We start from the raw sequence: 25,018 nt of genomic DNA on the forward strand, positions 1-25,018 counted from the left end.
GCTCGTTAATTCGGGATAAAGGGGAGAAAGTGCTAACACATTTTAGTATAATTGTGTTAGCACTTTTTTTAGGAGCAATACATGAAGAAAATGATCGGTGTTATCACTATTATTTTGCTTACATATTCTGCTTTGCATAGTACACCATCTTTGGCAGTTCGGACTGCGTTATTTTTTGAGGGACATCCAAGTGTTGCATTTTCTGACGGGGTGACGAAAGAAAAAGATGTGAAAAAAGAAGCGATTCCAGATGAGTATCAAACTCTATATGGTAAGGACGAAGACTTAGAGCACTATTTCTTTCCACATGTAAGAGCACATGGATCAGGAATTGATATGTTAAGTGCATGCGTGAAGAAAAAATGGTTTTTCTATAAAGCAGAGCTCGGATGTTATTAAATATAGGAGGATGAATGATGTCAGCATATAACAAGTTAGTAAGAGATCGTGTTCCAGAGAAGATTTTAATGTCTGGAAAAACGTATACAGCACAAAAATTAACAGGTCAAGCATACATACAAGCTTTAGCGAAAATTGGAACGGAAGAAATTCGTGAATTTGCTTCTATGAAAGAACGCGAACATGCACTAGATTCTCTTGCAGATGCGCTAGAGGTTATCATTTCATTAGCACGTGCAGAAGGTGCATCGATTGAAGATGTGGAACGCCTTCGTAAGCAAAAAGAGATAGAACGCGGTGGATTTGAAAGAGGGATTTATTTATTAGATGTTTCAGAAGAATAGTTTTATAGGAAAAGCATAGCGTTACTGAGTAACGCTATGCTTTCTTGTTGCAATGAAGCTAATAATGAAGAAGATAGCTGTTAATATCCAGCCGATTGTAATAGAAGTAGTAGTATGAATGGCATAAGAGATTTGTAAACAAAATAATGATGCTAAAAACCAAATGAGTGCAATGTGTATATATTTTTTTGATATATTCATATTTCAGGGCTCCTTTTGTATACTAAAAAGAATTTTACTACAATTTAGAAAATTAGGCCATATAAGTAGAGGTTTTCTGGCGAATTTTGTATACTGAATAGTAGAGAAAATGAGGAGGAAACGACAATGGCACACCATACGAAAGAAACGATGGAACTGATTAAGGAGCTTGTCTCTATTCCAAGTCCATCTGGAAATACAGCAAAAATTATTAATTTCATTGAAAACTATGTCAGTGAGTGGAACGTAGAAACGAAACGTAATAATAAGGGAGCTCTTATTTTAACGGTAAAAGGGAAGAATGATGCGCAGCACCGCTTATTAACGGCACACGTTGATACGTTAGGTGCGATGGTGAAAGAAATTAAGCCTGATGGTCGCCTGAGTCTTTCTATGATTGGTGGATTTCGCTGGAACTCTGTAGAAGGGGAATATTGCGAAATTGAAACATCAAGTGGCAAGACATATACAGGAACGATTTTAATGCATCAAACATCTGTACATGTATATAAAGATGCAGGTGAAGCAAAACGCGATGAGAAAAATATTGAAGTTCGTATTGATGAGCGCGTATTTTCAGCTGATGAAGTACGCGAATTAGGAATTGAAGTAGGAGACTTCGTTTCATTTGATCCGCGTGTTCAAATTACAGAGAGTGGATACATAAAATCCCGTCATTTAGATGACAAAGTAAGTGTTGCGATTTTATTAAAATTAATTAAAAGATTACAAGATGAAAACGTAACATTACCATATACGACGCATTTCTTAATTTCTAATAATGAAGAGATTGGATACGGTGGTAATTCTAACATTCCTGAAGAAACTGTTGAATACTTAGCAGTTGATATGGGAGCGTTAGGTGATGGACAAGCATCTGATGAATATACAGTATCTATTTGTGCAAAAGACTCTAGCGGCCCGTATCATTACGCACTGCGTAAACATTTAGTAGAGCTTGCGAAAACGAATCATATTGAATATAAAGTAGATATTTATCCATACTACGGATCTGATGCATCAGCTGCGATTCGCGCGGGATTTGATGTGAAACATGCTTTAATTGGAGCGGGTATTGATTCTTCTCACGCATTTGAACGTACACATGAAAGTTCTATTGCGCATACAGAAGCATTAGTGTATGCATATGTAATGTCTAATTTAATTGAAGAATAATTTCATAGATAATAGAGAGCTGATTAAAGATATTATTTTTAATCAGCTTTTTATTTGGCAAAGCGATTAGGAGACATGTTCTAATCGCTTTTTAATCCCGCTATTTGCCGGCTGATTAAAGTTTTATTTTATATACATTCATTATAAGTTATATATATGCGATTTTTGTTATAAGGCCGGAAACGTATTTACTATAGATATATAATGTTATACACTATGAAAGGAATTAATTAATAGTTAATATTTTTTAGTTAGCTTGATTTAAAAAAATGTATGAATATGAAGTTTTGAGAGGAGATTTATTTTTCATGAAGTACAAAGCAATAGCCGCAGGTTTATTAGCAGCAAATTTACTAGCACATCCAATTAGTAGTTTAGCAGAAACGAAGAAATTTCCTGATGTTTCAGATAGTGCGTGGTCGAAAGACGCAATTTATTATTTAGTAGAGAGAAATGTAATTAACGGTATGCCAGATGGTAACTTTATGCCATACGGAAATTTAACACGTGCCCAGGCAGCAAAGATTATCGCAACAGCAATTGGTGCTAAAGTAGATCCGAATGCAAAGCCGTCTTATAATGATGCAAAAAATAATTGGGCAGCTTCATTTATTGCAGCCATGGAAAAAGAGAATATTATTAAAGGGCGAGAACCAGGAGTATTTGATCCTGAAGGAAAAGTAACTCGTGCTGAAATGGCAGCTATGCTTGTAAGAGCATATAATCTGAAAAGCAAAGTAACAGGACCAGTTCCTACAAAATTCGCTGATTTAGAGAATCATTGGGGTAAAGAAGAAGTTAATATTTTAGTAGAATTAAAACTTTCTTTAGGTACAGAGAATGGCTGGAAACCGAATGATTCTATTACGCGTGAACAAGCAGCTCAGCTTACTGCGCAAACAGATAAATTTAGCAAGAATAGTGATCGTCCAGTAGAAACAAAGAAAATGTACATAGATAGAAAATTCATTACATATCACGCACCATCATTAAGTTCTGGGATTAGTGCGAATCAGCATAATCCACAAACGGTAGAAATTAAAGAAGAACGAGATGGATGGATCAAAATTGCAACAAGTAACGGTGATAAATGGACACCTTTAGTAGAGAAAACAGAAGTTATTAATGAAGGATTCACTACTTATGCAGAAGCTTCTTCTTCGTCAAAAGTAATGGGAACACATAACGCACAGCAAGTAACTGTTATTGAAGAGAGCGGCAGTTGGATTCGTATCCGCATGGGCGCTGGTTTCCAATGGGTTAATAAAAATCAATTAAATCCAGTGAAGCAAGGTAACTTCTTAGAAGGAAAAGCGATTATCATTGATCCAGGTCATGGTGGAGTTGATTCAGGTAATCCAGGTTATTATGAGAAAGAAAGTGAAACTGTATTAGATGTATCATTGCGATTACAGAAAATATTTGAGAAAAAGACACCATTTACTGTGTTATTCACTCGTACAGATGATACACGTCCAGGAACAAGTGGTCCTGATTCTTTAAAGAAACGTGTAGAATTTGCTCAAAAAAATAATGGGGATATTTTTGTAAGTATTCATGGTAATGGTACGGAAAAGAAAAATGGACAAGGTACAGAAACATTCTACTATGAATCAGCGACAGCAAGAGGAACAAATCCTAACGTATCAGAAAGTCGTTTATTAGCAGAAAAAATTCAAGAGCGTCTTGTAGATGCACTGGGGACAAAAGATCGTGGTGTGAAAAAAGGCGATTTATACGTAATTAGAGAAAATACAATGCCAGCTGTATTAGCAGAATTAGCATTTGTAGATAATAAAAGTGATGCAGATAAAATAGCTACACCAGCGCAGAGACAAAGTGCAGCGGAAGCTATTTATCAAGGTATTTTAGATTACTATGAAGAAATGGGTAACAACGTGTCTTCTTTCCGTTAATAAATAATAAGAGATTGCCATTGGCAGTCTCTTTTATTTATTAACGTTTCTCTTTATTTCCGGCATATGATATCATTTAATTTTATATACAAAAGAAAAGTATTTGAGTAATTGTAATCATAACAATTTTAAACGATAGAGGATGATAATAGATTGAATAATCATAGTAAAACACCTGCCTGTATATATACGTATGCATTTCGTGAGGAGGAGCGTGCTTTATGTTACTTGGAAATGCGCTCGTTCTTTGGAATGGAGTCCCACGTTAATATTTTAAAAAGTGATGTCAAAATTGACCCGAGTAGAAGTGCGTTTATGAAAGAGCGAATTGAAGTTATGTATGAAGGAGACGACTTAGAAAGTATCTTAAAACAAGTGGAACAAATTGACTTGGCAGGAGCGACGTTCAAAGTCATCTTCGTTAAAATTAATGACCTTGTTGGAGAGAATAAAATTGAATATGGAGAAAGACGTCTTATTGAACGAGACCTCGGCATGCATATTGAAGGAGAAGCGGATGTTCGTAATCCAGAGCGTGTATTCGGGATTGTTCCTCTTGGAGGACGCTGGTACTTCGGGCACTATGTAGAAAGCGAACCAGTTTGGTATCATCACATAAAAAAACCGCATAGTTATTCGACATCTCTTAGCACACGTGTTGCGAGATCAGTTGCAAATATCGCTGTACCAAATCCAGAGGGAGTACGAGCAATTGACCCGTGCTGCGGTATTGGAACAGTAGTAGTAGAAGCACTTTCTATGGGGATTAACATCGTTGGTAGAGATATAAATCCACTTGTAGTTCTTGGAACGAGAAAAAACATCGCACATTTCGGATTTGAAGGAACAGTAACAAAAGGTCCGATCGAGGAAATTACTGAGAACTATGACGTTGCCATTATTGATATGCCATACGACTTATTTACGCATGCCACACCAGAAGATCAGCTCTCCATTCTTTCAAGTGCGCGCCGCATCGCTAAAAAGGTAGTCGTTGTCACGATGGAAACAATGGATGACATGATCCATGAAGCAGGATTTGAAATTACAGATCGCTGTATTACAAGAAAAGGGTCATTTACTAGACAAATTCTTGTTTGTGAATAAGAAAGGAAGGTCACCCGTTTGGGTGACCTTTTTAGTGTAGTTTGATGTGTGATTGATTGGCAGTTTGTAGGCGGCGATAAGTTGATATTGTGATAGGAGAATCTATTACTGTTCTTTTAATTTCTCTTGTTGTGCGATTAATAAATTGCGTAATATGTGCCCGCGGTAACTTTCTAGTTTTCGTCCTTCATGATAGCGCACACCTAATTTTTTTAGTTCAGCTACGTACCAGCCCTTTGTTCCGTAGTACATTGGATCACTTCCTTTTTGCTTTTGAACAGTATATGTTGGGGAGCGAAGTAACTTTACATTGAAAATAATAAGACTGGTTGTATCAAGGGGGCCCCCATAACATAGCCTCTGGACAGTGTATAAAAAAATAGACAGTAGTGTATGTTTTTCTAAACAATGCATACAAATTTATACCCTATGCGTTGGCATGATATTTGCAATGAAAAGAGTATCAACGTATAGGGGAGAGATCGAAATGAAGGTTAGTAAAATATATACAACGATTGATGCACACGTATCTGGGGAACCACTTCGAATTATTACGGGCGGAGTGCCAGAAATAAAAGGGGAAACGCAGCTGGAAAGACGCGCGTACTGTATGGAACATTTGGACCATCTTCGTGAAGTTCTGATGTATGAACCGAGAGGGCATCACGGAATGTACGGTTGTATCATTACACCGCCAGCAAGTGCTCACGCTGATTTTGGCGTATTATTTATGCACAATGAAGGCTGGAGTACGATGTGTGGTCACGGTATTATCGCTGTTATTACAGTTGGAATTGAAACAGGCATGTTTGAAGTAAAGGGGGAAAAACAAAAGTTCATTATTGATAGCCCAGCTGGGGAAGTTATTGCGTATGCAACATATAACGGGAGTGAAGTAGAATCTGTATCATTTGAAAATGTTCCTTCATTTGTATACAAAAAAGACGTTCCTATTAAAATAGATGACTATGAATTTCAAGTAGATATCGCGTTTGGAGGAGCTTTTTATGCGGTAGTAGACTGTAAAGAATTTGGTTTGAAAGTTGATTTCAAAGATTTATCTGCTATTCAAATGTGGGGCGGTAAAATTAAACATTATATAGAGAGCAAAATGGAAGTGAAGCATCCACTTGAAGAAGGTTTAAAAGGAATATACGGCGTTATTTTTTCAGATGAACCGAAAGACAAAGGTGCTACGCTACGAAATGTAACGATTTTTGCTGATGGGCAAGTAGATCGTTCTCCTTGCGGTACAGGAACTTCAGCGAGAATCGCAACTCTTTTTGAAAAAGATGCTTTACAAAAGGGAGAAATTTTCGTCCATGAATGCATTACTGACGGGAAATTCGAGGGGGAAGTATTGTCGGTAACCGCAGTAGATACATATGAAGCTGTCGTTCCAAAAGTAACGGGGAATGCCTTTATTACAGGATTTCATCAGTTTGTTGTAGACCCGAGAGATGATTTGAATCGAGGATTTTTGTTAGGATAAGAGGAGGGGGTGGAAAGATATGCTAGTCATAAGCGCGAACGAACAAAGAAACTTAGTAAATATGAATGAAGTTATTGAATACGCGGCGCTTGCTTTAAAAGAATTTTCCGCAGAAAGAACGATTACACCAATAAGAGGCTCATTACCATTTGCGAACGAGCAAAATACGGCATTAATTATGCCTTCAGTAGCGGAAGGACTTGAGGCACTTGGAGTAAAAATAGTAACGGTAGTCCCGCAAAATAAACAGATAGGAAAGAAAACGATCAACGGGATTGTGATGCTATTAGACTTTCAAACGGGAGAACCGCTCGCACTTTTAGAAGGATCGTACTTAACGATGATCCGAACAGGCGCCTTATCAGGAGTAGCGACAAAATATTTAGCTCGTCATAACGCAAAAACTTTATGCATTATCGGCACGGGTGAACAAGCGAAAGGAATTGCTGAAGCAATATTTGCGATTAGAGATATCGAAAAAGTCATCTTATACAATCGCACAGAAGAAAAAGCATATGCATTTGCGCAATATATACAAGAGAAATTAGGCAAACCAGCTTACGTTTACAAGGATTCAAATGAAGCGATACGTGAAGCAGACATCATCGTCACAACTACGAATGCATCCACACCAGTCTTCTCAGAAACACTACAAAAAGGCGTCCACGTAAACGCCGTCGGCTCATTCAGACCGAGCATGCAAGAACTACCATCTCACGCCATCACAAGCGCAAACAAAGTAGTAGTTGAATCAAAAGAAGCAGCACTAGACGAAACAGGAGACCTTCAAGTTCCGATAAAAGAAGGTTTATTCAAAGCAAACGCCATTCACGCTGAACTTGGTCAAATTATAAGCGGAGAAAAAGCTGGACGCGAAAATGATGAAGAGATTACTATTTTCAAATCAGTTGGTTTAGCGGTAGTAGATATTATCGTTGCGAAGTATTTGTATGAGAAAGCGTTGGAGCAAGGAGTAGGGAATAAGATTGAGTTTTGAGACTGCCTTTTGGTGGTCTTTTTTGTCAGGATGGGTGTGCTAGTATTTATAATTGAAGCCTTTTAATATTATATTGAAATATATGAATTCTGCGCGGACATCAAATCATTCATTCAATTGGTATATGAAAAAGTTGCACCTCTAATTATTAGAGATGCAACTTTTTACCATTCACGCCATTCTTCTGTTATATCTTCCTCGGATTCTAAGCCAGCTATTCGTGCTGCTGTATCGATAAATTCATAGAGATCTTCTCTTTCCATTGTTTCGATAAAATGGTCATGTTCGATATTTAATTCATTTAATTTAATAACTACCTCTTTAACAACTTGCATTACTTCGACTTCGGTTGGATTCTCTCCTAATTGCTGTAAATTGTTAATGTAAGTGTCAAGAACTGTATTTGTTGCACTTATATTTTCTTCAGTAAAAAATTCCCCATCTTCATCATACTCAAACCATGAGGTTGTTGGTTTATTTTTTTCAATTCATCAAATGTCATGATAACCTCCTAAACGTGTTTTTTGTCTTTAATTTTATTCTACATTTTCGATCATATAAAACAATCATTTTAGAGGGGGTTTCTGTAAGTTGATAGTTTTTTAACTCATTTTATGAGGCTACTTATTCGTGGTCTTTTTATTTTCTCCTCCGCATAAATATAGTTTATCGCAAGAATGCATTAATAGATTACAAACTTTCTACCTTTGCGAAAAAGTTTGACAATACATACCGGTAGTGGTAATTTAAAACCTATAAGAAAACTCGGTATTAATTCCGAGTTTTCTTATAGGTGTAAATAGTCGAGAGGGGTCGAAATATGAAGAAGAAGTTGTTTGTATTACCATTTGTCCTACTATTATTTATTGCATTAGCTGCTTGTTCAGGGGAAAAAGATTCGAAGCAAGCGGGCACTAGTAAATCAGGGACTCCGAAAGATGGAGGAACGTTAACGATTGGTGTTAGCGATAATCCAGATACGATGAATCCGCTTTATGCGAATGATCGTGTGTCATTAACTGTGCAGCAAGCTTTATATGCGCCGCTATATCATATGGAAGACGGTAAGAAAAAGTTTGTTCTTGCTGAGAGCTTTACGCCTTCAGAAGATCAATTAACTTGGACACTGAAGTTAAAAGATAATTTGAAATGGCATGATGGTAAGAAAATTACATCAGACGATATAGCATTTACATTCCAATCTATTTTAGATGAGAAGCAAAATAGCTCAAGTCGTGAAAACTTTATTTTTAAAGGAAAGCCGCTTGAGGTGAAAAAGGTAGATGAGTTAACCACTCAATTCGTTTTACCACAAGTAAGCGCATCTTTCGAAGGTGTGATGAATGATTTCTTCCCAATTCCGAAACATGTATTTGAAGGGGAAGCAGATTTAGCGAAGAGTAAGAAAAACTTACAGCCTGTAGGATCAGGGCCATTTAAGTTTAAAGAGTATAAATCAGATGAGTACGTTGCATTAGATCGATTTGATGATTATGTAGGTGGGAAAGCTAAATTAGACTCTATCGTATACCGCGTTGTAAAAGACCGTAATACAGCAAATGTTTCACTGCAAAATGGTCAAATCAACATGAAAATGATTGAGCCGCAAGACTTTAAGAAACTAGATAGCACTGGGAACTTCTCAATGGTGACATTCCCTGAAGGTAGATTATTCTACTTATCTTATAACATGAATACTGATCTTATGAAGAAAAAAGAAGTGCGCCAAGCAATTGCGCATGCGTTAGATAAAAAAGAAATGATTAACTCAGCATTCGTTTCGGGTGAATTTGCAGAACCAGCAAATTCAATCTTAACGCCAGACGCTATGTATTATGCGAAAGATATTAAAGACTATAAGTATGATAAAAAAGAAGCGAAAGATTTATTAGCAAAAGCTGGCGTGAAAGATAACGAAAAAGTACGTGTGATGTATGTAACGAATAATAAAATCATGGAAAGCTTAGCGCTTTATACACAACAAAAATTAAAAGAAGTTGGCTTAGAAGTTGAACTAAATGCATTAGATGCTAGTGCAGCAAGTGAAAAAGGCTTAGATAAAGAGAATAAAGAATATGAAATTACATTTGGTGGTTACATAATGGGACCTGAGCCAGATTCATATAAGAGCTTATTCTTAAGTAATGCTGAATACAATTATGCACGATATAAAAACGCTGATTTCGATAAGTTATGGGAAGAAGCTGCAGTTGAGACAGATAAAACAAAACGCGCAGAGTTATACCATAAGATTCAAGAGACAGCTAGAGAAGACGTACCTTATCTCCCAATCGCGTATCCGAAAGCAGTTATTGCAGTAGATAAAAAGTTTGATGGATTAAAAGAAGCGAAAGCAATTCCTGTCACAATGTTTGAAGATCTATCTAAGATTTATGAAGTGAAATAAGAAACAATAAAGAAGCTGGTGGAAATCAGCTTCTTTAGCTTGAGGGGGGAAGTTTGTGTATAAAGTAATTGCGAAGAGGCTTTTAAATGCAATTCCGCTTTTATTTGTTATTTCTATTATTTCTTTTCTATTAATAAAACTAGCACCGGGGGATCCAGTTCGAAACTTTGTAACGCCAAATATGAGTCCAATTGATGTGGAGCGTATTCGCAAAAGTTTAGGACTAGATCAACCAATTTACGTGCAGTATTTTTTATGGTTAAAAAACATTTTAACAGGAAACTTTGGTTACTCACTTCAAAATCATCGTCCTGTTTTGGAACTTATCACAGAAAGATTACCTGCAACAATTGGATTAATGGGATCATCTTTACTCGTCTCATTCGTAATCGCAATACCGCTTGGACTATTTACAGGTGTGAAAAAGAATTCATTCTTTGACCGCATTGTAAACTTTATTTCATACGTTGGTATTTCTATGCCGGTTTTCTGGTTTGCACTACTATTAGTCTACTTATTCTCTTTAAAATTGAACCTACTTCCGAGTATGGGTATGCGCACCGTAGGTAAAGATTCTGTCTGGGATATTGTGCAACACGGTATTTTACCTTGCATGGTGTTAGCGTTCCAAAACGTATCTGTTTATATGAGATATATTCGTTCAAGTACGATTCAGCAATTAGAAGAAGAATATGTACAAATTCAATATGCGTATGGTGCTTCAAAGAAAACAGTGTTATTTAATCACGTACTTCGAAATGTATTAATACCAATCATTACAATTTTCGGATTATCGATTCCAAGTTTAGTAGGCGGAGCGTTCATTACGGAAACAGTATTTTCATGGCCGGGTCTTGGTTCACTTGGGGTAAATGCTATTTTTAGATTTGATTATCCGATTATCATGGCAATTACATTACTATCATCATTCATGTTAATTCTCGGTAACTTAATTGCTGATATTTTATATGGCGTAGTAGATCCGCGCATTCGAATGAGGGGGTGATTTGGAATGAATAGTAGGAGATTTCAAACGATAAAACATAGTTTTACGAAAAATAAGTTTGTTGCAATGGGAGTTATTATACTTGCGATTTTAACGGTCGCATCAATTTTCGCATTCGTATCGCCGTACGATTCTAGCAAAATGTCGATTCCAGATCGCTTACAAGAAACGAGTATGAGTCATCCTTTCGGAACGGATGATTACGGAAGGGATTACTTAACGAGAGCGTTATATGGCGGACGAGTTTCACTTGCGGTCGGTTTCCTTGCGATGGTTGTTTCTATTACAATCGGTACTGCAGTTGGAACAATTAGCGGGTATTTTGGCGGAAAGTTAGACAACTTTTTAATGCGAGTTGTTGAAGTGCTTATGTCAATTCCATCATTCTTTTTAATGCTACTATTAAATGCGTATTTAAAACCAGGAATTACGACGTTAGTTCTTATTATCGGATTACTAACATGGATGGACACCGCCCGTATCGTAAGGGCAGAAACGTTATCTGTAAAAGAGCGTGAGTACGTTTTATACGCAAAAGTATCAGGACAAAAATCACTTATGATTATTGTAAGACATATCATTCCTAACATTTTATCAACCATTATTATCGCCGCGACATTAACGATTGCGACATCGATTTTAATGGAATCATCACTTAGTTTCTTAGGTTTAGGTATTAGAGAACCAGATTCTTCTTGGGGCAGCATGCTAAACAATGCGCAAGGATATATTGGTGAAGCTTGGTATTTAACGCTCTTCCCAGGATTCCTTATCCTTTTAACGGTACTGAGTTTTAACGTAATTGGTGAAGCATTGAAGAAAGCTTTCGCACCAAAAGGAGCCGGACATGAAAACTAAAGTGTTAAGTGAAAGGAGTGAGAAGCGTGTCTGAAAAACTACTAGAAGTGAAAAATTTAAAAACTTCTTTTTTCATAGAAAGTGGCGAAGTTGAAGCGGTTCGCGGTGTTACATTTCGCTTAAATAAAGGAGAAGTAGTCGGTATCGTTGGGGAATCTGGAAGCGGGAAGAGTGTAATGGCGAAGTCTGTTATGTCTCTCGTTACGTCACCAGGAAAAGTGAAAGAAGGGGAAATCCTTTTTCATAATGAAAACATACTTTCTAAATCTGAAAAAGAATTGCGTTCTATTAGAGGAAATCAAATTTCACTTATCTCTCAAGACCCAATGTCAGCGCTAAATCCGGTCGTGAAAATTGGGAAACAAATGACGGAAGTAATTATACGTCATCAAAAAGTGAAAAAGAAAGAAGCAGAGCAGATCGCGATCAACTTGTTAAAACAAGTTGGCCTTTCGTCACCAGAAGAAAGGGTAAAACAATATCCGCATGAACTAAGCGGTGGTATGAAGCAGAGGGTTATGATCGCAATGGCGATGTCTTGTAATCCGGACCTTCTTATTGCTGACGAACCGACGACGGCACTTGATGTAACGATACAGGCGCAAATACTAGATTTAATGAAAAACTTAAAGAACGAAACGAATATGGCGTTACTTCTTATTACGCACGACTTAGGAATTGTCGCGCAAAACTGTACGCGCGTCATCGTTATGTACGGCGGGCTTATTATGGAAGAAGGACCTGTACTTGATATTTTCCAATCGCCGAATCATCCATATACGAAAGGGCTATTAAACTCTCTGCCAAAAATAGCGAACGGCGTAAAAGAAAGACTCGCTCCTATTCAAGGTGTAACACCAAACTTATTAAACCCGCCACAAGGTTGCCCATTCGCAGAGCGTTGCCCGCATGCGATGGACATTTGTGAAAAAGAACGTCCGCCATATTTTGAAGTCGGAAACGAAAGACGTTCCATGTGCTGGTTAAACGATAAGACAGTAGGTGATTCACATGCATGAAGAAAACTTAATTGAAGTTCGGAACTTAAAAAAGTATTTTCCTATTAAAAAAGGACTATTTGGCAGAAAAACAGAGCAATTAAAAGCAGTCGATGACTTAAGCTTTACAATTAAAAAAGGTGAAACATTCGGGTTAGTAGGAGAATCTGGCTGCGGGAAATCAACGACAGGAAGAAGCATCATTCGTTTACACGACGTCACTTCAGGTAACGTTTTATTCGACGGAAAAGATATCGCAAGTTTAAAGGAAAGTGAACTAAAAGAATATCGAAAAAGAATGCAAATCATTTTCCAAGATCCATACGCATCATTAAACCCGGCAATGAATGTATTCCAAATTATTAGCGAACCGATGAACATTCACGGTTCTTACGAAAAAGAAGAACAAAAAGAAATCATTTTAGACCTTCTGAAAAAGGTAGGATTAAAAGAAGAACACTTATATCGCTACCCGCACGAATTTAGCGGGGGCCAGCGCCAGCGCATTAGTATCGCGCGCGCACTATCTGTAAAACCAGACTTTATCCTATGTGACGAACCAATCTCAGCACTCGATGTCTCAGTCCAAGCACAAGTCGTAAACATGCTGCAAGACATCCAAGAAGAAACAGGAGTCACATACTTATTCATCGCACATGACCTATCTATGGTAAGGCACATATCAGACCGAATCGGAGTCATGTACTTAGGAAACATAGTAGAAATTGCCGACAGCGAAGACCTATACACAAAACCGGCACATCCATACACACAAGCACTACTCTCATCCATGCCAGAACCAGATCCAACAAACATAGGAAAAGAACGGATCATCCTAGAGGGAGAAGTACCAAGCCCACTAAACTCACCATCCGGCTGCAAATTTAGAACGCGCTGCAAATTCGCCACTGAAAAATGCGCACAGGAAGTACCGAAGATGGTTGAGATTGCGAAAGGGCATGAAGTGGCTTGTCATTTGTTTTAGAGGGAGAGCACTAGGGGGACCTGGTGCTTTTTTGTTTTGTGTTGGGGTGTGGGAATGGTTGTAGACTAATGGTCAGTGATTGTTTATAGTTGCATTTCCTGTTATATAATTTTCCTTATTTTTCAACTATAATTGTAATGATATGTTAGATTGTATATTTTATCCTTAATATATTTAATGGAAGGGGGACTCTCTATGAAATTGCTTCGTTCATTTCTCATTTTCACTCTTGTTGTATTGTTAAGCGCATGTAATACAGCAACAAAAGTCACAAAGGTTCAAAAAAATGGCGAAACGACTTTAACAATTGGTTCTTTGCAGGGGTATTACGATGTACAAACGCTTAAAGCTGAAAAAGGAAATCTGGAAATTCCTTATGAGGCAGCAGTTGAAGAAGGTACGATTTTATTGCAAGTCACAAAAGACGATAAGGTCATTTATGAAGAAGAAGTCACTTCTCAAAAAGAAGGTTTGCTTTCTTTTGAAGCGCCAAAATCCGGATCATATGATTTAATTGTACGTGTGAAGGGTGAAGAAGAGAAAGCGAAAGGAATTCAAATACATACGAAGCTATGAAAAAACGGCAAGCGGAGTATACTCGCTTGCCGTTTCCATTTCCAGTTGGTTCTGGCATAACAAATGCTCATCAATTTCAAGAAGTGAACGTAAAGTAATTCCGAAGTATACAATATTTTACTTTCAGCGATGTAATCCCTAATAAAAGATTCAATAAATTTCATAATATAAATATTTAATTCTAATCATTAAAAATCCTACTTTTTCTTACTTTAATTGTTTCTAAAATATAAAGAAGAATACCTAAACCAAATATTTTTTCAGCATTAGAAATATTATTACCTAATTTAATAATCGGTACATTTAAGCCAAATCTTTCACTCCATTCTAAAGGCATATATCCCCTCTTGCAGTTTATTAATATACGATCATCCATTGTACGAAAAGACGTTTCGAAAAAATCAAATTCCACTTCTATCTCAGAAATTTTTATCTCTTTTTCATTCATCAAAGAACCACGTACCATTCCAAATCCTTGTATCATATTTTCTTTAAACATACCTACACAATTATAATTCGAATCATAAATAGCCCAATCATAATTTTCAACTTCACTTTGAAAATATGCAAGGATTTCTCCATCACTTGCTTCCAATCCAAAAACTTCTTTATTTTTTAAAATAGGTAATGTTGAAGAAATCATCTTTGTTCCTGCTACATATCTTCCATCAGGAGTATATAAACCTAAATGTTTATTATTGCCGGGTAATTCTAACAAAACATAAGTATCAATATCCCAAAATGTTAAATCATTTTTAATTATATTTTTTTCTAGTAAATTTCCTTTTCTTAATTGCCAAAATCCAATACTAAAAAATACAAGAGAAGCTATAATAATTAAGATTACTGGTCCCCAATTAATATTACCCCAAGTATTATACATACCAATTAATCCATAAAGAAAAAGCCCAGTTCCAATTAAACACTTCAACTTCCCCTTTTTTTTATAATACTCAAATAATTCCACATAAACACCTCTATCAGTTGGTCTTAATATTTCAATTACCTTTCAAATAGGGGGCACATTACCGAAAGTGAAAAATTGTATGCTAAGGGTGTAAAAACCTATTATAGCAGGTTTTATAGACGTTATATTTACCTTTATAATAAAAGAGGACGTGGAGTAACTTGATTATTCTTAATCATTCGACAAGATACAACAATTTAAGATCATATTTTTTGCTATGATAAGTAAGAAATTTACATATCGTGTTATTGGGGGATAAAAAGAGATGTTGAAAAAATTTACTACATGTATTTTAGGTGGCGCTTTAGTATTCAATTTATCTGGTTGCGGCAATACATCCGACAAAACTTCTTCAGAATCTAAAGAAACCAATTCTAAACAAGAAGAAAAGAAAGTGCAAACAACTGATGAGGCGAAAACGAAAGAGAATACAAAGCAGAAAAATACAGAACAAACAAAAGAGAAATCAAAAATAAAAGAAAAAGAGTATGCTGTAAACAAGGATTTTCATACACCTAAATTTGATGTAACTGTAAAAAGAGTTGTAGAAAGAGATAAGGTTGGTAAAGAGAGTATAGGATTCCAAAAACCTGAAGATGGACATGTCTTTATTGTTGTAGAAGCAGAAGGGAAAAATATCACAAACGAACCGATGAAATTAGCCGTTTTACCATCAGTGGATTTAGTGGATGAAAATGATAATGCTTATCAAAGTGATGTGTTAGCAGCTAGTAGTTATGCGGTTGAAAAAGGTGAGACCTCTACTATTACTAAGGAATTAAAACCAGGGGAGGTAAAGAGACAAAATAAAGTTTACGTGATTAATAAAGAAAAATTTGATACAGGAAAGTGGTATGTAGTTGTTAACCATGAGTATAAGGAACAAATTAAATAGTGTTTATTTATGAAGAGGAGATGGCTCCTCTTTTTTTTTTACAAGTTAACACAGAATTTCGTTATAATGTAGAAATTTAATGTTTTCGGAAAAAAGAATTGACTTCTATATTAGTTGTAACTAAAATAATTACATAAAGATGTAATCAATTTAGTTACAACTAATATCTGCTAAAAATATGATTTATATATTTAATTAAGGATGGTGGTCCATACGTTGCCACCCGGTGTAGAAAGTTACTAACACATTCAAATCGATGCATATTCTAAGCTTTAGTATTTTCTGTTACGGGGCAATAAGGTGCAACGTTATCTTTTGTTAAAAACCTTGGTGGATCTTTCTTTGGAAATATTAGTTTTGGGGAAATATAGTAAGGTATCTAAAAAAGAACAAGGTATAAAAAGATGTACTTATATAAACCAAAAATTTAGTTGAGCTGGATAATAAAAAAAGGTAGGGGATTTAAATGGAGACGAAACAAGATAACCTTATTTACGTATGGGATGCATATTGTGGATGGTGCTATGGTTTTTCAGAAAGTATTAAAGGATTTTACAAAAACCACACTGAAGTGCCATTAACAGTTTTATGTGGAGGGTTATTTTTAGATAATTTACCAATGAAAAACTTCTCATATATAGAAGAAGGAAATAAAAGAATTAATCAACTTACAGGTGCTGAATTTGGTCCTTCCTATCAAAAATTGGTGGAGGAAGGGATTTTTAAAATGAATTCGAAAGATGCTGCAATTGGTTTTTCAGCTTTACGCTCATTAGCGCCAGACCGTTTATTAGAATTCACTTCGGCTATGCAAAAAGCGTTTTATTATGAGGGCCAAAGTCTGAGTGATCCTGAAACATATCGCAAAATTGCAATCGAGCATGGTTTGGACCCTGAACAAGTATTAGAACGTTTAAACGCTCAAGAAACAATAATAGATGTCCAAAATGATTTCAATAAAGTTCGACAGCTTGGTGTTAATAGCTATCCTTCATTACTTTTACAAAAGGATAATCAAATTATTCCTATTGGTGGTGGCGTAATGACGCCGGATAAAATTGAAGCGCGTTTTAAAAATTTATATTAAGAAAATTTAGGATATAGTAGCAAACATGTTATCTTAAGCCACCTGACATTTATCTCCGGAATATTCGCCAGTACTATTACACTTTCAGATAAATGGGAGTGGGAGATTTTATCCCGCTTTAACGGGCAGTAAGACCCCCACCTCAAAATTCAGTGGAAGCAAAGAAGTTAGGTGGGGGATCAACTGTCCGTAAAAGTCCGATTGGTGTGGGCTAATAATCAGTGGGGGATGAACAAAACCCCCACTGATTAAAGTTTCACTTTATCGGAACAAGATAAAAATATGATAATTAGTTCATAACTTTAACAAAAGGAGAATAACATACTATGTTTACAACAATCGATACAAATCAAAAAGATGTGAAATTAACGGTGTTTAGTTCGGACGAAAAAAGCTTTATGGTCACAGCAACATTAGTTGAGAAAGCAGGACATGCATTTTTAATAAACTCAAAATTTACTCAATCTGATTCGAAAGAAATTGTTGAGTATCTGAAAAAAAATGACTTATCTTTAGATAAAATCTTTATTATTCATGGGGATCCAGACTACTACTTTGGATTAGAGAGCATTAAAGCCGTTTACCCAGAAGCTATAGCGTATGCAACAGAGTCTACTGTTGAACATATCGTTCATTCTGTCTTAGGGAAATTAAAAGTTTGGAAAGACGCCCTTGGAGAAAATGCACCAAGTAACGTGGTATTACCTCAAGTGTTTAAAGAAAAAGCGATTGATTTTCAGGGGTTAACATTTGAACTAGTAGGCTTAGATCATTACAGAACTAGCCTATTTAATAAAGAACTAAAAGTATTAATTGGTGGTATTGATGTCTTTAACGAAATACATGTATTTTTAGCGGATACTAGCTCAAAAGCGACTATGGAGGCGTGGATTGAGAACTTGAAAGTATTACAAGCATTACATGCTGACATAATTGTACCTAGCCATGGATCAATTGAAAAATCCCTAAATAATCAAGCACTTACTGCGACAATGGATTATCTAAGAACTGCGGTTCAAGCTTCTGAGGAAAGTGGAACTTCAAAAGATTTTGTGGCAAAACTTGAAGCAGCATATCCAGGCTATGCAAATAAAGGTGTATTAGAATTAAGTGCAAAAGTTGTAACAAAAGAAATGCCTTGGGGTTAATGATATGAATAAATATCAAAAGCTATTACATGAAACGTATGTGTTAACTGGCGAAGGGAAATTGGATGCGTTCAAAACGTATTTAAGTGAAAATGTATCTTGGACAGAAGCTGCTGGGTTTCCATATGCAGGTACTTATATAGGTCCAGATGAAGTAGTGAAAAACGTACATGAACGTCTTGGCACAGAATGGGATGACTATAGCGCTAAAGATGAAATTTATACTTTTAATAACAATACTGTTATCGTGTATGGAAAATATAGTGGAACATATAAAGCTACAGGGAAGTCATTTGTAGCAGATTTTTGTCACCTTTATAAGTTTGATGAGAACGATAAGGTTAAGAAGTTTATTCAAATTGTGGACAGTGCAACTGTTAATGAGGTATTAAGTTAGAATGAATCGTTTCTAATATGCCTTGTATAGGGGGAGGTTAGGATAAATGAAATTCCTAACATTACCTCTGACATTACATTTTGGGGAAGGTTTCTCCTTCTTCAAACTTTTTATAGAAGAAAACTTATTTAAGTAGAAGAGGTAGGTATATATGAAATTAGAGAAAAGTTTAATCATAACAATTATTTCTGTATTTATTTTAGGAGTAGTTTCGACTTTGGTATATCAAGCTTCCACTGGTAATAACAAAGGGAACTCAATTAAGAGCGAAAATGTCGTTTCTGTATCAAAAGAAGTAAAAGAAAATGAAAAGAATAAAAAGATGGTAGTTGATTTCTATAATGAAGTTTTTAACAAACATAATATCGATATTATCCCTAAATATGTTAGCGAAGATTATAAGCAACATAATCCTTTTGTTGCTGATGGACGAAAAGCCTTCATGGATTTCTTTAAGGAGGATTTTGTTAAAAATCCTAATTCCTCTGCAGAGATTAAACGTGTAGTAGCTGAAGGGGATACAGTTGCTCTTCATGTACACTCTCGTACTAATTCTCAAGATAAGGGAGTTGCTATAGTGGATATATTTCGTATCAAGGATGGAAAGATTGTCGAACACTGGGATGTAATTCAAGAGATTCCAAGTGAAGCAGCTAATGATAATACGATGTTTTAGATAGAAGATATATCTAATAATTGTTTAATTGATAGTGCTGTATAGAGTTTAGAAATTTAGATAATTAGTTATCAAATTTGGAAATCATTTAAAAATAGCATATTAAATGATGGCACAAATTAATACGAAATAGCTCTTTAATAAAAAATCCTACTCATTAAAAAATGAGTAGGATTTTTTATTAAAGAATAGTGCTAATTTTGTGGTTCGGCACCATCTAAATTTGGAAACCATGAAAGTATAGGTACTCTATATCCACGTAAAGTAAAATCGTAATTTTTTCCTTCTTTTATGTTTGCTTGCAGAGCCACTGAATGAAACCTCATCATAAGAAGGCTATCCTCATTAGAAATAACTTTTTCAGTTCCATTTTTTTGCTCAACCTAGTACAATCTCACCAATATAAAAAAGGACCACCATTACTGGCAGTCCTTTTTTGGTAGTTTTAGAAATTAAATTATAACATATTAATATACAAATTTTAAATATACTTTTCCAAAAGATACTATAAGTTTTTTATAATTCTTGATTTCTCAATTTTCATTGCATGATGAATTTTTCTATGGGTATTAACAACTAACATTAAAATTATCAATTCACTAGATTATTAGAAAAAACTGGTTATCTATATAATTATTTGGTAAAATATAGATATAATTTAAGAGGGGAAAGTTAATATAGATCAACTAAGTAATGCTAAGAAAATGTTTTATTGCATAAAAAAAGGCTCCATTGCTGGAGCACTCAAAATAAAAAAACGAATTAAAACAAGAAACAGACAATTTAACTATATAGATAAAACATAAATAAATCTATATATATGTAAAGATGCATATAAAAACTCTATTTATTGATGCTATAATAGGTTTACTCGATGATTGTTATATTTTTTTATGGTTTTTAAGCAATAAATACCTTCTTAACACCAAGTGTACAAGTAAAAGAAGACATCTTAAGCGATGTCTTCTTTTCTTATATAATAACAACACAATAAAATTAAGATGGTTCAAGTCGGAAAAAGGCACCTTTGGGTGTTTTTTCTTTGTCGAATTTGCCTAATAGGGGCAGCACCACACTGCTATCAAGTTAAAAAATTTTTTCACCCAAAACAAAAAAATGAGCTGAATTCACATAAATAACGATGGAAGAAAACAAAAACTTAGGGTTAAAGAACTTGTGATGTATGACTATATTGGCTGTTTTTATCCAGAAGGATACATGAATCCTGATTATACATTTGTATTTAATCATGAGGATATTGAAGGAATTATATTTGTAGGTTTTATAGATGAGGAAGAAGAGGCATTTGTAGGATTGCTTAATTGAATAGGATCTAGAAACAGGTAATCTTCAAATTTTGATAAAACTAGCAATCTCCACGCCGAAATTGGTTAAATTATAAGGGGGAAAAGCTGGTCACGAAAATGATGAAGAGATTACTATTTTCAAATCAGTTGGTTTGGCTGTAGTAGATACTATCGTTGCGAATTATTTGTATGAGAAAGTAGTGGAGCGCGGGATGGGATTGAGTTTTGAGGGACTGCCTTTTGGTGGTCTTTTTTGCATAAAATCTTGTAAAGTAAGAAAAAATTGAATATTAATATTCTAATATTCAATAGAAAGATAAAATGTTTTAAAGTTCAAAATAATACATTATAATATATTTAGTAAAATTAACCAATTTATATTTTGCTCATTATGTATTAAAGGGGAAATGAAAATGGCTGGACAAATTCGTATGTCACCAGAGGAGCTTAAATCGAAAGCAGCTCAATATGGACAAGGTGCAAATCAAATTGAGGACATTTTAAGTCAACTACAAAATTTACAAAATGAATTAAGAGGAGAATGGGAAGGTCGTGCTTTCGAAGGTTTTGATCAACAGTTCAATCAATTAAAGCCAAAAGTACAAAACTTCGCACAGCTATTACAAGAAATCAATATGCAGCTTAATAAAACTGCAGAAGCTGTTGCTTCTCATGATGAAGAATTATCACGTAATTTCGGTTTGAAATAAAAATTGTCATACTCTATATAACAGGCATTTCAAATGAGCCATACAGCTTATAGTGTATGGCTCATTTGATTGCATGCCCAACTTAGCTGGACACACGTTTAAAAAGAGTGATATTAATAGGGAATTTTCATATATTTATTGGGATTTCTTTGGCATCTTCTGAAAATTAGAGAAAGGATTTGAGTGATGGGACAATTTCAAAGTAATTTTCAAACGGCACAACAAATTGCTACGCAGATGAGAACAGCTTCGAATATAATCCAAAGTGCAACAAATCGTTCTATAACAAAGGCGACGCGTACAACACTATCTGTTAATTCCAAAGCACAAGAAGCGAATCAACAAATGTTAGATTTTACGAAACAATTTTCCACTGCCTTTCAACAAGCGGTCGATAATATTCATTCAGTAGCCCAAGAGTTTGAGAGAATGGATAACGAACTTCACAACACTTTTCGCTAATGTGAAAACCTACGTAAAGGTAAAATAGTAGGAGGAATATAATGAGTCAAGATATTGAAAAACAAATCAATCAAGTAAATCAAAAGTTAAGAAGTGTATTTGAAGAACAAGACCGAAATCAATCCGTGATTCACATTCAGGAGCAAGCGGAAGCAGATTTTTATGAATGGAGAGGTCGAAACCATCGTTTGTTTGATCGAATTTTAGGAACTTGGCATGGTGATAGAGAAATGTCTCAATTTTTTATGAATACATATCAAGAGGCACAACATATTGAACGAAAAGTCACATTTGAATTAGAAAACCAAAAAGAAACGTTGCTTAAAGAAAGACGAAACCTTAGTGATTTAGAAAACGACCTTTCCTATCAACAACAACAATTAGCGAGGGAGGTCAATGCATGAGCTTAAATATGTATTTAGGAGAAGTACAAGGCCAAACTCAAAGTATGAATGCTGTATGTAACGCTACTATTCAAGGTATGGAACAAGTCATTCAGTCAATTGATGCCTTTGCAATTGATACTGTTCTACAAGGACAAACTTATAGCAGTGCAAAATCATTTTTTGTACAAACCTTTCGTCCTTTAGCGCAAGGAATCATTTATCTGTGTGAAGAGTTAATTCGCCAGAACGATGCTTTTCCAAGTCAATTTCAATCACAAGTCGCTTCCACAGATGTAATTGAACAAGAAATATTAGAACAAATTCGAGAAATTGACCGAATGAAAGCAAGTATGGAAGCCATCAGTCAAGCTATGCCAATCCCAGGTATGGACGCTATGGTGAATCTTTTTACTGTGATGAGGAAAAAACTGCAAGAAAAGCTGGATCATTTGTATCAATTCAATCAGACCTCTAGTAATAATTATAGTACAGCACTTCAATTAGCAGCTAGTATTGCTGCAGGTCTTGCGGAAGTTCAAAGTGGAAAAGGCTTTAGTCCTGCAAGTGGTACATTTAGTACGCAAGGGTTGAATATGGAATGGACAACTTCTATTCAGGCGATTAATGAAGATAGGAAGCGTCAGGCCGATAATCATTTAAATGGTAGTTCAATTGAAGAAGGAACAATGTGTGGTCCGTTAAATAGTGAGAAAAAAGATGAATCTTTACTAGATACGTTTAAACATGGTGTCGAAGATATTTATGAAGGTGCTTTGGAGTTTATACAAGGCGCTGGCAGTGCAGTAGCTGAAGACTATATTGGACTAACACCACTTGATAATGATAAATTAGAAAGCAAAGCAACTTATCAAGCTGGAAGATTTACTGGACATGTTATATCAACGGCAGGATCTATTGTAGAAATTTTTGAAGGTATTTCAGTCATAGGTGGGGCTAATTTCTTAACATTCGTCGCAGAAGTAGGAAGTGGTGGGTTAGCATCACCAATTGTTCTTCCATTAGATGCAGTTGCTACAGTGGCTGGTGTTGGTGTTGTTGTACATGGTGGATTGGTTTGGGATAAATCGATTCAAAATGCTAAGGATACTCTTCAAAAATTCGAGTCTTCTCCATCTTCTGGTGAGCGTATTAATAAAGTTAAAGAGAATGGTAAACTTAATAAAGAGGAAAATGCTACTAAAGGGATGGATAATACCAGTAATAAAACCAGCGGAGATAATCCAAAAGTAATTGAGGAATTAGAGGGACCTGTTATTGATGGAAAGCGAGTTGGAAGTGGAGAAAAGATTGATAAAGTAAAACCTATTTGGGGAAGAGATGAAAAAGGAAAGCCTATCATAGTAAAAGAGTTTCCTCATGTCCCTAAGGAACATGGCTTTTCTGATATTGTTGATAATTACTCAAGATTTGCTGATGAATTTCCATTAGTGGGAGGAGATCGCATTAGTAGAAGATTCTTCCAAATCGAAGGGAGCAATGGTGGTAAAAAAGGCGTCTTTGAGTGGATTGTTGAACCAAATGGAAATGTAAGTCATAGAAGATTTATTGAAAATGGTACTGTTACAGGGAAACCAAATCAAGTTCCAAAAAAGTAAAAGGAGAATTATATGGATTTAATAGATTTTAAGAACAAAGGTCTTAAGTATGATTGGAAAACTATTTATACCGGTGTAAATAAAAAATATTTCGAACCGAATGTCATTTCTGATTATGCGGTGGAACTAATGGAAGCCGGTGATGATGAAGCTTTTGTTAATGAACTAGCTTGGGGAATAGATTCTAGTGATTTAGATAAAATTTTGTTTGAAATTAAAGATTTCCACTTTCCTAATCTAGAAGAAAATAGTGAAGAATTACAGAATGAGATAAGTAAACTCAGATTCGTTTACTTATCTAAGTTAAAAGAAAAGATTACTGATGAGGATGAACTATTAAATAGAATTGCAGAGTTTTATGATAGACATGATTATCCTGAAGATATGACAAGTTTTATTACTTATATGCCCCAAGATACCCCAACTACGAAGGAAGATTTGTTAAATAGGTTTTATAAATTTTTGGATTCAGAGAAAAAATTTATTGAATAGCTACTTTGCTAGATTCTGAGGGCAAGAAATGAATTTTTTGAAGAACAAGCCTTCTTTAAGGTTGAATATTTCAATGAACCATGTTATCTAGCTTGGAGTAAGTGAAGAGAAAGTTACATATGGAGAATGATCAACAAAAGAGACCTAACATTTGCGGTCTCTTTTGTTGATTTAAATTAAAAAGTATCATTTAAGTGGATGCCCTTTTGTACCTCTTACTTTACATACAAATAGGCTTCAATTGCTGATACATAGTATCTTTTATCCTTGCTGTTATGTACTTTGTATTGTGGCGCTCCATTCACAGTTACCTTTACATCAATGGTAAATCCTAATCTTACCTCTAAAGCACCAACAACATCTTTACCCTGCCAAGAAAGAGATTCATCGAGTTCAGATTAACGAAAAACATA

General features: G+C 35.2%; 27 protein-coding genes and 4 pseudogenes. 25 read left to right on the forward strand and 6 right to left on the reverse strand.

The window, feature by feature from the left end:
* Nucleotides 1-81: 81 nt before the first annotated feature.
* Together V7S45_RS04595 and V7S45_RS04600 are read left to right on the forward strand one after the other, a co-directional pair.
* The gene (locus tag V7S45_RS04595) at nucleotides 82-399 is read left to right on the forward strand and encodes a hypothetical protein (protein ID WP_000738198.1); all 318 of its coding nucleotides are present in this window, start codon (nucleotides 82-84) and stop codon (nucleotides 397-399) included.
* A gap of 17 nt (nucleotides 400-416) precedes the next feature.
* Nucleotides 417-743 (forward strand): nucleoside triphosphate pyrophosphohydrolase, encoded by a 327-nt coding sequence (locus V7S45_RS04600; protein WP_001277350.1) that lies wholly within the window; start codon nucleotides 417-419, stop codon nucleotides 741-743.
* A gap of 21 nt (nucleotides 744-764) precedes the next feature.
* On the opposite strand, the gene V7S45_RS04605 is transcribed toward V7S45_RS04600, so the two are convergent.
* Nucleotides 765-944 carry a hypothetical protein gene (locus V7S45_RS04605; RefSeq protein ID WP_001027085.1) on the reverse strand — a complete coding sequence of 60 codons (180 nt, stop codon included), beginning with the start codon at nucleotides 942-944 and terminating at the stop codon, nucleotides 765-767.
* 126 nt (nucleotides 945-1,070) lie between these two features.
* Here V7S45_RS04605 and V7S45_RS04610 point away from each other — a divergent pair, with 126 nt between their 5' ends.
* The 3 genes from V7S45_RS04610 (at nucleotide 1,071) to V7S45_RS04620 (ending at nucleotide 5,143) form a co-directional block, all read left to right on the forward strand.
* Complete coding sequence (locus V7S45_RS04610) at nucleotides 1,071-2,120, forward strand: M42 family metallopeptidase (RefSeq protein ID WP_000930085.1); 1,050 nt, start codon at nucleotides 1,071-1,073, stop codon at nucleotides 2,118-2,120.
* A 308-nt stretch (nucleotides 2,121-2,428) separates the two neighbouring features.
* On the forward strand, nucleotides 2,429-4,036 hold the full coding sequence (locus V7S45_RS04615) for an N-acetylmuramoyl-L-alanine amidase (protein ID WP_025687938.1): 1,608 nt from the start codon (nucleotides 2,429-2,431) through the stop codon (nucleotides 4,034-4,036).
* Nucleotides 4,037-4,189: 153 nt separating this feature from the next.
* Entirely contained in the window at nucleotides 4,190-5,143 is a 954-nt protein-coding gene (locus V7S45_RS04620) for a methyltransferase domain-containing protein (RefSeq protein ID WP_001059319.1), read from the forward strand.
* 105 nt (nucleotides 5,144-5,248) lie between these two features.
* Here the strand turns inward: V7S45_RS04620 and V7S45_RS04625 are convergent, their stop codons facing one another.
* Nucleotides 5,249-5,557, reverse strand: a complete 309-nt coding sequence (locus tag V7S45_RS04625) for a YflJ family protein (RefSeq protein WP_100249582.1) — start codon at nucleotides 5,555-5,557, stop codon at nucleotides 5,249-5,251.
* Between the two features lie 73 nt (nucleotides 5,558-5,630).
* Here V7S45_RS04625 and V7S45_RS04630 point away from each other — a divergent pair, with 73 nt between their 5' ends.
* Together V7S45_RS04630 and V7S45_RS04635 are read left to right on the forward strand one after the other, a co-directional pair.
* Nucleotides 5,631-6,635, forward strand: coding sequence for a proline racemase family protein (locus tag V7S45_RS04630; RefSeq protein ID WP_257115882.1), 1,005 nt, complete (start codon nucleotides 5,631-5,633; stop codon nucleotides 6,633-6,635).
* Between the two features lie 19 nt (nucleotides 6,636-6,654).
* A complete protein-coding gene (locus V7S45_RS04635) occupies nucleotides 6,655-7,632 on the forward strand; it encodes an ornithine cyclodeaminase family protein (RefSeq protein ID WP_025687940.1) in 978 nt (325 codons plus the stop codon).
* Nucleotides 7,633-7,796: 164 nt separating this feature from the next.
* Here the strand turns inward: V7S45_RS04635 and V7S45_RS04640 are convergent.
* Nucleotides 7,797-8,134, reverse strand: a pseudogene (locus tag V7S45_RS04640) (hypothetical protein).
* Nucleotides 8,135-8,452: 318 nt separating this feature from the next.
* Between V7S45_RS04640 and V7S45_RS04645 the strand changes: the two are divergent.
* The 6 genes from V7S45_RS04645 to V7S45_RS04670 all read left to right on the forward strand — a co-directional run bounded on the left by V7S45_RS04645 (nucleotide 8,453) and on the right by V7S45_RS04670 (nucleotide 14,462).
* Nucleotides 8,453-10,039: an ABC transporter substrate-binding protein gene (locus V7S45_RS04645; protein ID WP_257115883.1), complete on the forward strand. Its 1,587-nt coding sequence runs from the start codon at nucleotides 8,453-8,455 to the stop codon at nucleotides 10,037-10,039.
* Between the two features lie 55 nt (nucleotides 10,040-10,094).
* Entirely contained in the window at nucleotides 10,095-11,045 is a 951-nt protein-coding gene (locus tag V7S45_RS04650) for an ABC transporter permease (RefSeq protein WP_000278778.1), read from the forward strand.
* Nucleotides 11,046-11,051: 6 nt separating this feature from the next.
* Nucleotides 11,052-11,903 carry an ABC transporter permease gene (locus V7S45_RS04655; protein WP_342761677.1) on the forward strand — a complete coding sequence of 284 codons (852 nt, stop codon included), beginning with the start codon at nucleotides 11,052-11,054 and terminating at the stop codon, nucleotides 11,901-11,903.
* Between the two features lie 26 nt (nucleotides 11,904-11,929).
* The gene (locus tag V7S45_RS04660; RefSeq protein ID WP_088346746.1) at nucleotides 11,930-12,922 is read left to right on the forward strand and encodes an ABC transporter ATP-binding protein; all 993 of its coding nucleotides are present in this window, start codon (nucleotides 11,930-11,932) and stop codon (nucleotides 12,920-12,922) included.
* Entirely contained in the window at nucleotides 12,915-13,886 is a 972-nt protein-coding gene (locus V7S45_RS04665; RefSeq protein ID WP_000544129.1) for an ABC transporter ATP-binding protein, read from the forward strand. The genes V7S45_RS04660 and V7S45_RS04665 overlap by 8 nt, the downstream gene beginning before the upstream one ends.
* A gap of 195 nt (nucleotides 13,887-14,081) precedes the next feature.
* Nucleotides 14,082-14,462: a hypothetical protein gene (locus V7S45_RS04670; protein WP_088346748.1), complete on the forward strand. Its 381-nt coding sequence runs from the start codon at nucleotides 14,082-14,084 to the stop codon at nucleotides 14,460-14,462.
* Nucleotides 14,463-14,643: 181 nt separating this feature from the next.
* On the opposite strand, the gene V7S45_RS04675 is transcribed toward V7S45_RS04670, so the two are convergent.
* On the reverse strand, nucleotides 14,644-15,429 hold the full coding sequence (locus V7S45_RS04675; RefSeq protein ID WP_048519086.1) for a hypothetical protein: 786 nt from the start codon (nucleotides 15,427-15,429) through the stop codon (nucleotides 14,644-14,646).
* A 265-nt stretch (nucleotides 15,430-15,694) separates the two neighbouring features.
* On the opposite strand from V7S45_RS04675, the gene V7S45_RS04680 reads away from it, so the two are divergent.
* From V7S45_RS04680 to V7S45_RS04700, 5 genes are all read left to right on the forward strand, one after another.
* Nucleotides 15,695-16,324: a hypothetical protein gene (locus V7S45_RS04680; RefSeq protein WP_000913402.1), complete on the forward strand. Its 630-nt coding sequence runs from the start codon at nucleotides 15,695-15,697 to the stop codon at nucleotides 16,322-16,324.
* Nucleotides 16,325-16,790: 466 nt separating this feature from the next.
* Complete coding sequence (locus tag V7S45_RS04685) at nucleotides 16,791-17,411, forward strand: DsbA family protein (protein ID WP_342761678.1); 621 nt, start codon at nucleotides 16,791-16,793, stop codon at nucleotides 17,409-17,411.
* 326 nt (nucleotides 17,412-17,737) lie between these two features.
* The gene (locus V7S45_RS04690; RefSeq protein ID WP_088346752.1) at nucleotides 17,738-18,559 is read left to right on the forward strand and encodes a cytoplasmic protein; all 822 of its coding nucleotides are present in this window, start codon (nucleotides 17,738-17,740) and stop codon (nucleotides 18,557-18,559) included.
* A gap of 4 nt (nucleotides 18,560-18,563) precedes the next feature.
* Entirely contained in the window at nucleotides 18,564-18,956 is a 393-nt protein-coding gene (locus V7S45_RS04695; protein ID WP_001046367.1) for a nuclear transport factor 2 family protein, read from the forward strand.
* A gap of 151 nt (nucleotides 18,957-19,107) precedes the next feature.
* Entirely contained in the window at nucleotides 19,108-19,632 is a 525-nt protein-coding gene (locus V7S45_RS04700; RefSeq protein WP_088346754.1) for an ester cyclase, read from the forward strand.
* A 194-nt stretch (nucleotides 19,633-19,826) separates the two neighbouring features.
* On the opposite strand, the gene V7S45_RS04705 is transcribed toward V7S45_RS04700, so the two are convergent.
* Nucleotides 19,827-19,961: a hypothetical protein gene (locus V7S45_RS04705; protein WP_256943490.1), complete on the reverse strand. Its 135-nt coding sequence runs from the start codon at nucleotides 19,959-19,961 to the stop codon at nucleotides 19,827-19,829.
* A gap of 814 nt (nucleotides 19,962-20,775) precedes the next feature.
* Here V7S45_RS04705 and V7S45_RS04710 point away from each other — a divergent pair.
* The 7 genes and pseudogenes from V7S45_RS04710 to V7S45_RS04740 all read left to right on the forward strand — a co-directional run.
* Nucleotides 20,776-20,958: pseudogene (locus tag V7S45_RS04710) on the forward strand (DUF4176 domain-containing protein); the annotation flags it as partial.
* Between the two features lie 88 nt (nucleotides 20,959-21,046).
* Nucleotides 21,047-21,226 (forward strand): annotated as a pseudogene (locus tag V7S45_RS04715) (hypothetical protein); the annotation flags it as partial.
* Nucleotides 21,227-21,352: 126 nt separating this feature from the next.
* Nucleotides 21,353-21,649 carry a WXG100 family type VII secretion target gene (locus tag V7S45_RS04720; RefSeq protein WP_000918587.1) on the forward strand — a complete coding sequence of 99 codons (297 nt, stop codon included), beginning with the start codon at nucleotides 21,353-21,355 and terminating at the stop codon, nucleotides 21,647-21,649.
* A 186-nt stretch (nucleotides 21,650-21,835) separates the two neighbouring features.
* Nucleotides 21,836-22,111, forward strand: coding sequence for a TIGR04197 family type VII secretion effector (locus tag V7S45_RS04725; protein WP_000529655.1), 276 nt, complete (start codon nucleotides 21,836-21,838; stop codon nucleotides 22,109-22,111).
* Nucleotides 22,112-22,152: 41 nt separating this feature from the next.
* Nucleotides 22,153-22,515 carry a DUF3958 family protein gene (locus V7S45_RS04730; RefSeq protein ID WP_025687775.1) on the forward strand — a complete coding sequence of 121 codons (363 nt, stop codon included), beginning with the start codon at nucleotides 22,153-22,155 and terminating at the stop codon, nucleotides 22,513-22,515.
* Entirely contained in the window at nucleotides 22,512-24,113 is a 1,602-nt protein-coding gene (locus V7S45_RS04735; RefSeq protein WP_089607249.1) for a T7SS effector LXG polymorphic toxin, read from the forward strand. Before V7S45_RS04730 ends, V7S45_RS04735 begins: the two co-directional genes overlap by 4 nt.
* A 12-nt stretch (nucleotides 24,114-24,125) precedes the next feature.
* Nucleotides 24,126-24,605, forward strand: coding sequence for a DUF2247 family protein (locus V7S45_RS04740; RefSeq protein WP_000364132.1), 480 nt, complete (start codon nucleotides 24,126-24,128; stop codon nucleotides 24,603-24,605).
* A gap of 215 nt (nucleotides 24,606-24,820) precedes the next feature.
* On the opposite strand, the pseudogene V7S45_RS04745 reads toward V7S45_RS04740, so the two are convergent.
* Nucleotides 24,821-24,991: pseudogene (locus V7S45_RS04745) on the reverse strand (N-acetylmuramoyl-L-alanine amidase); the annotation flags it as partial.
* Nucleotides 24,992-25,018 lie beyond the last annotated feature (27 nt).

The sequence above is a fragment of the Bacillus sp. BR3(2024) genome (assembly GCF_039134555.1).
GTDB classification, from domain to species: domain Bacteria; phylum Bacillota; class Bacilli; order Bacillales; family Bacillaceae_G; genus Bacillus_A; species Bacillus_A cereus.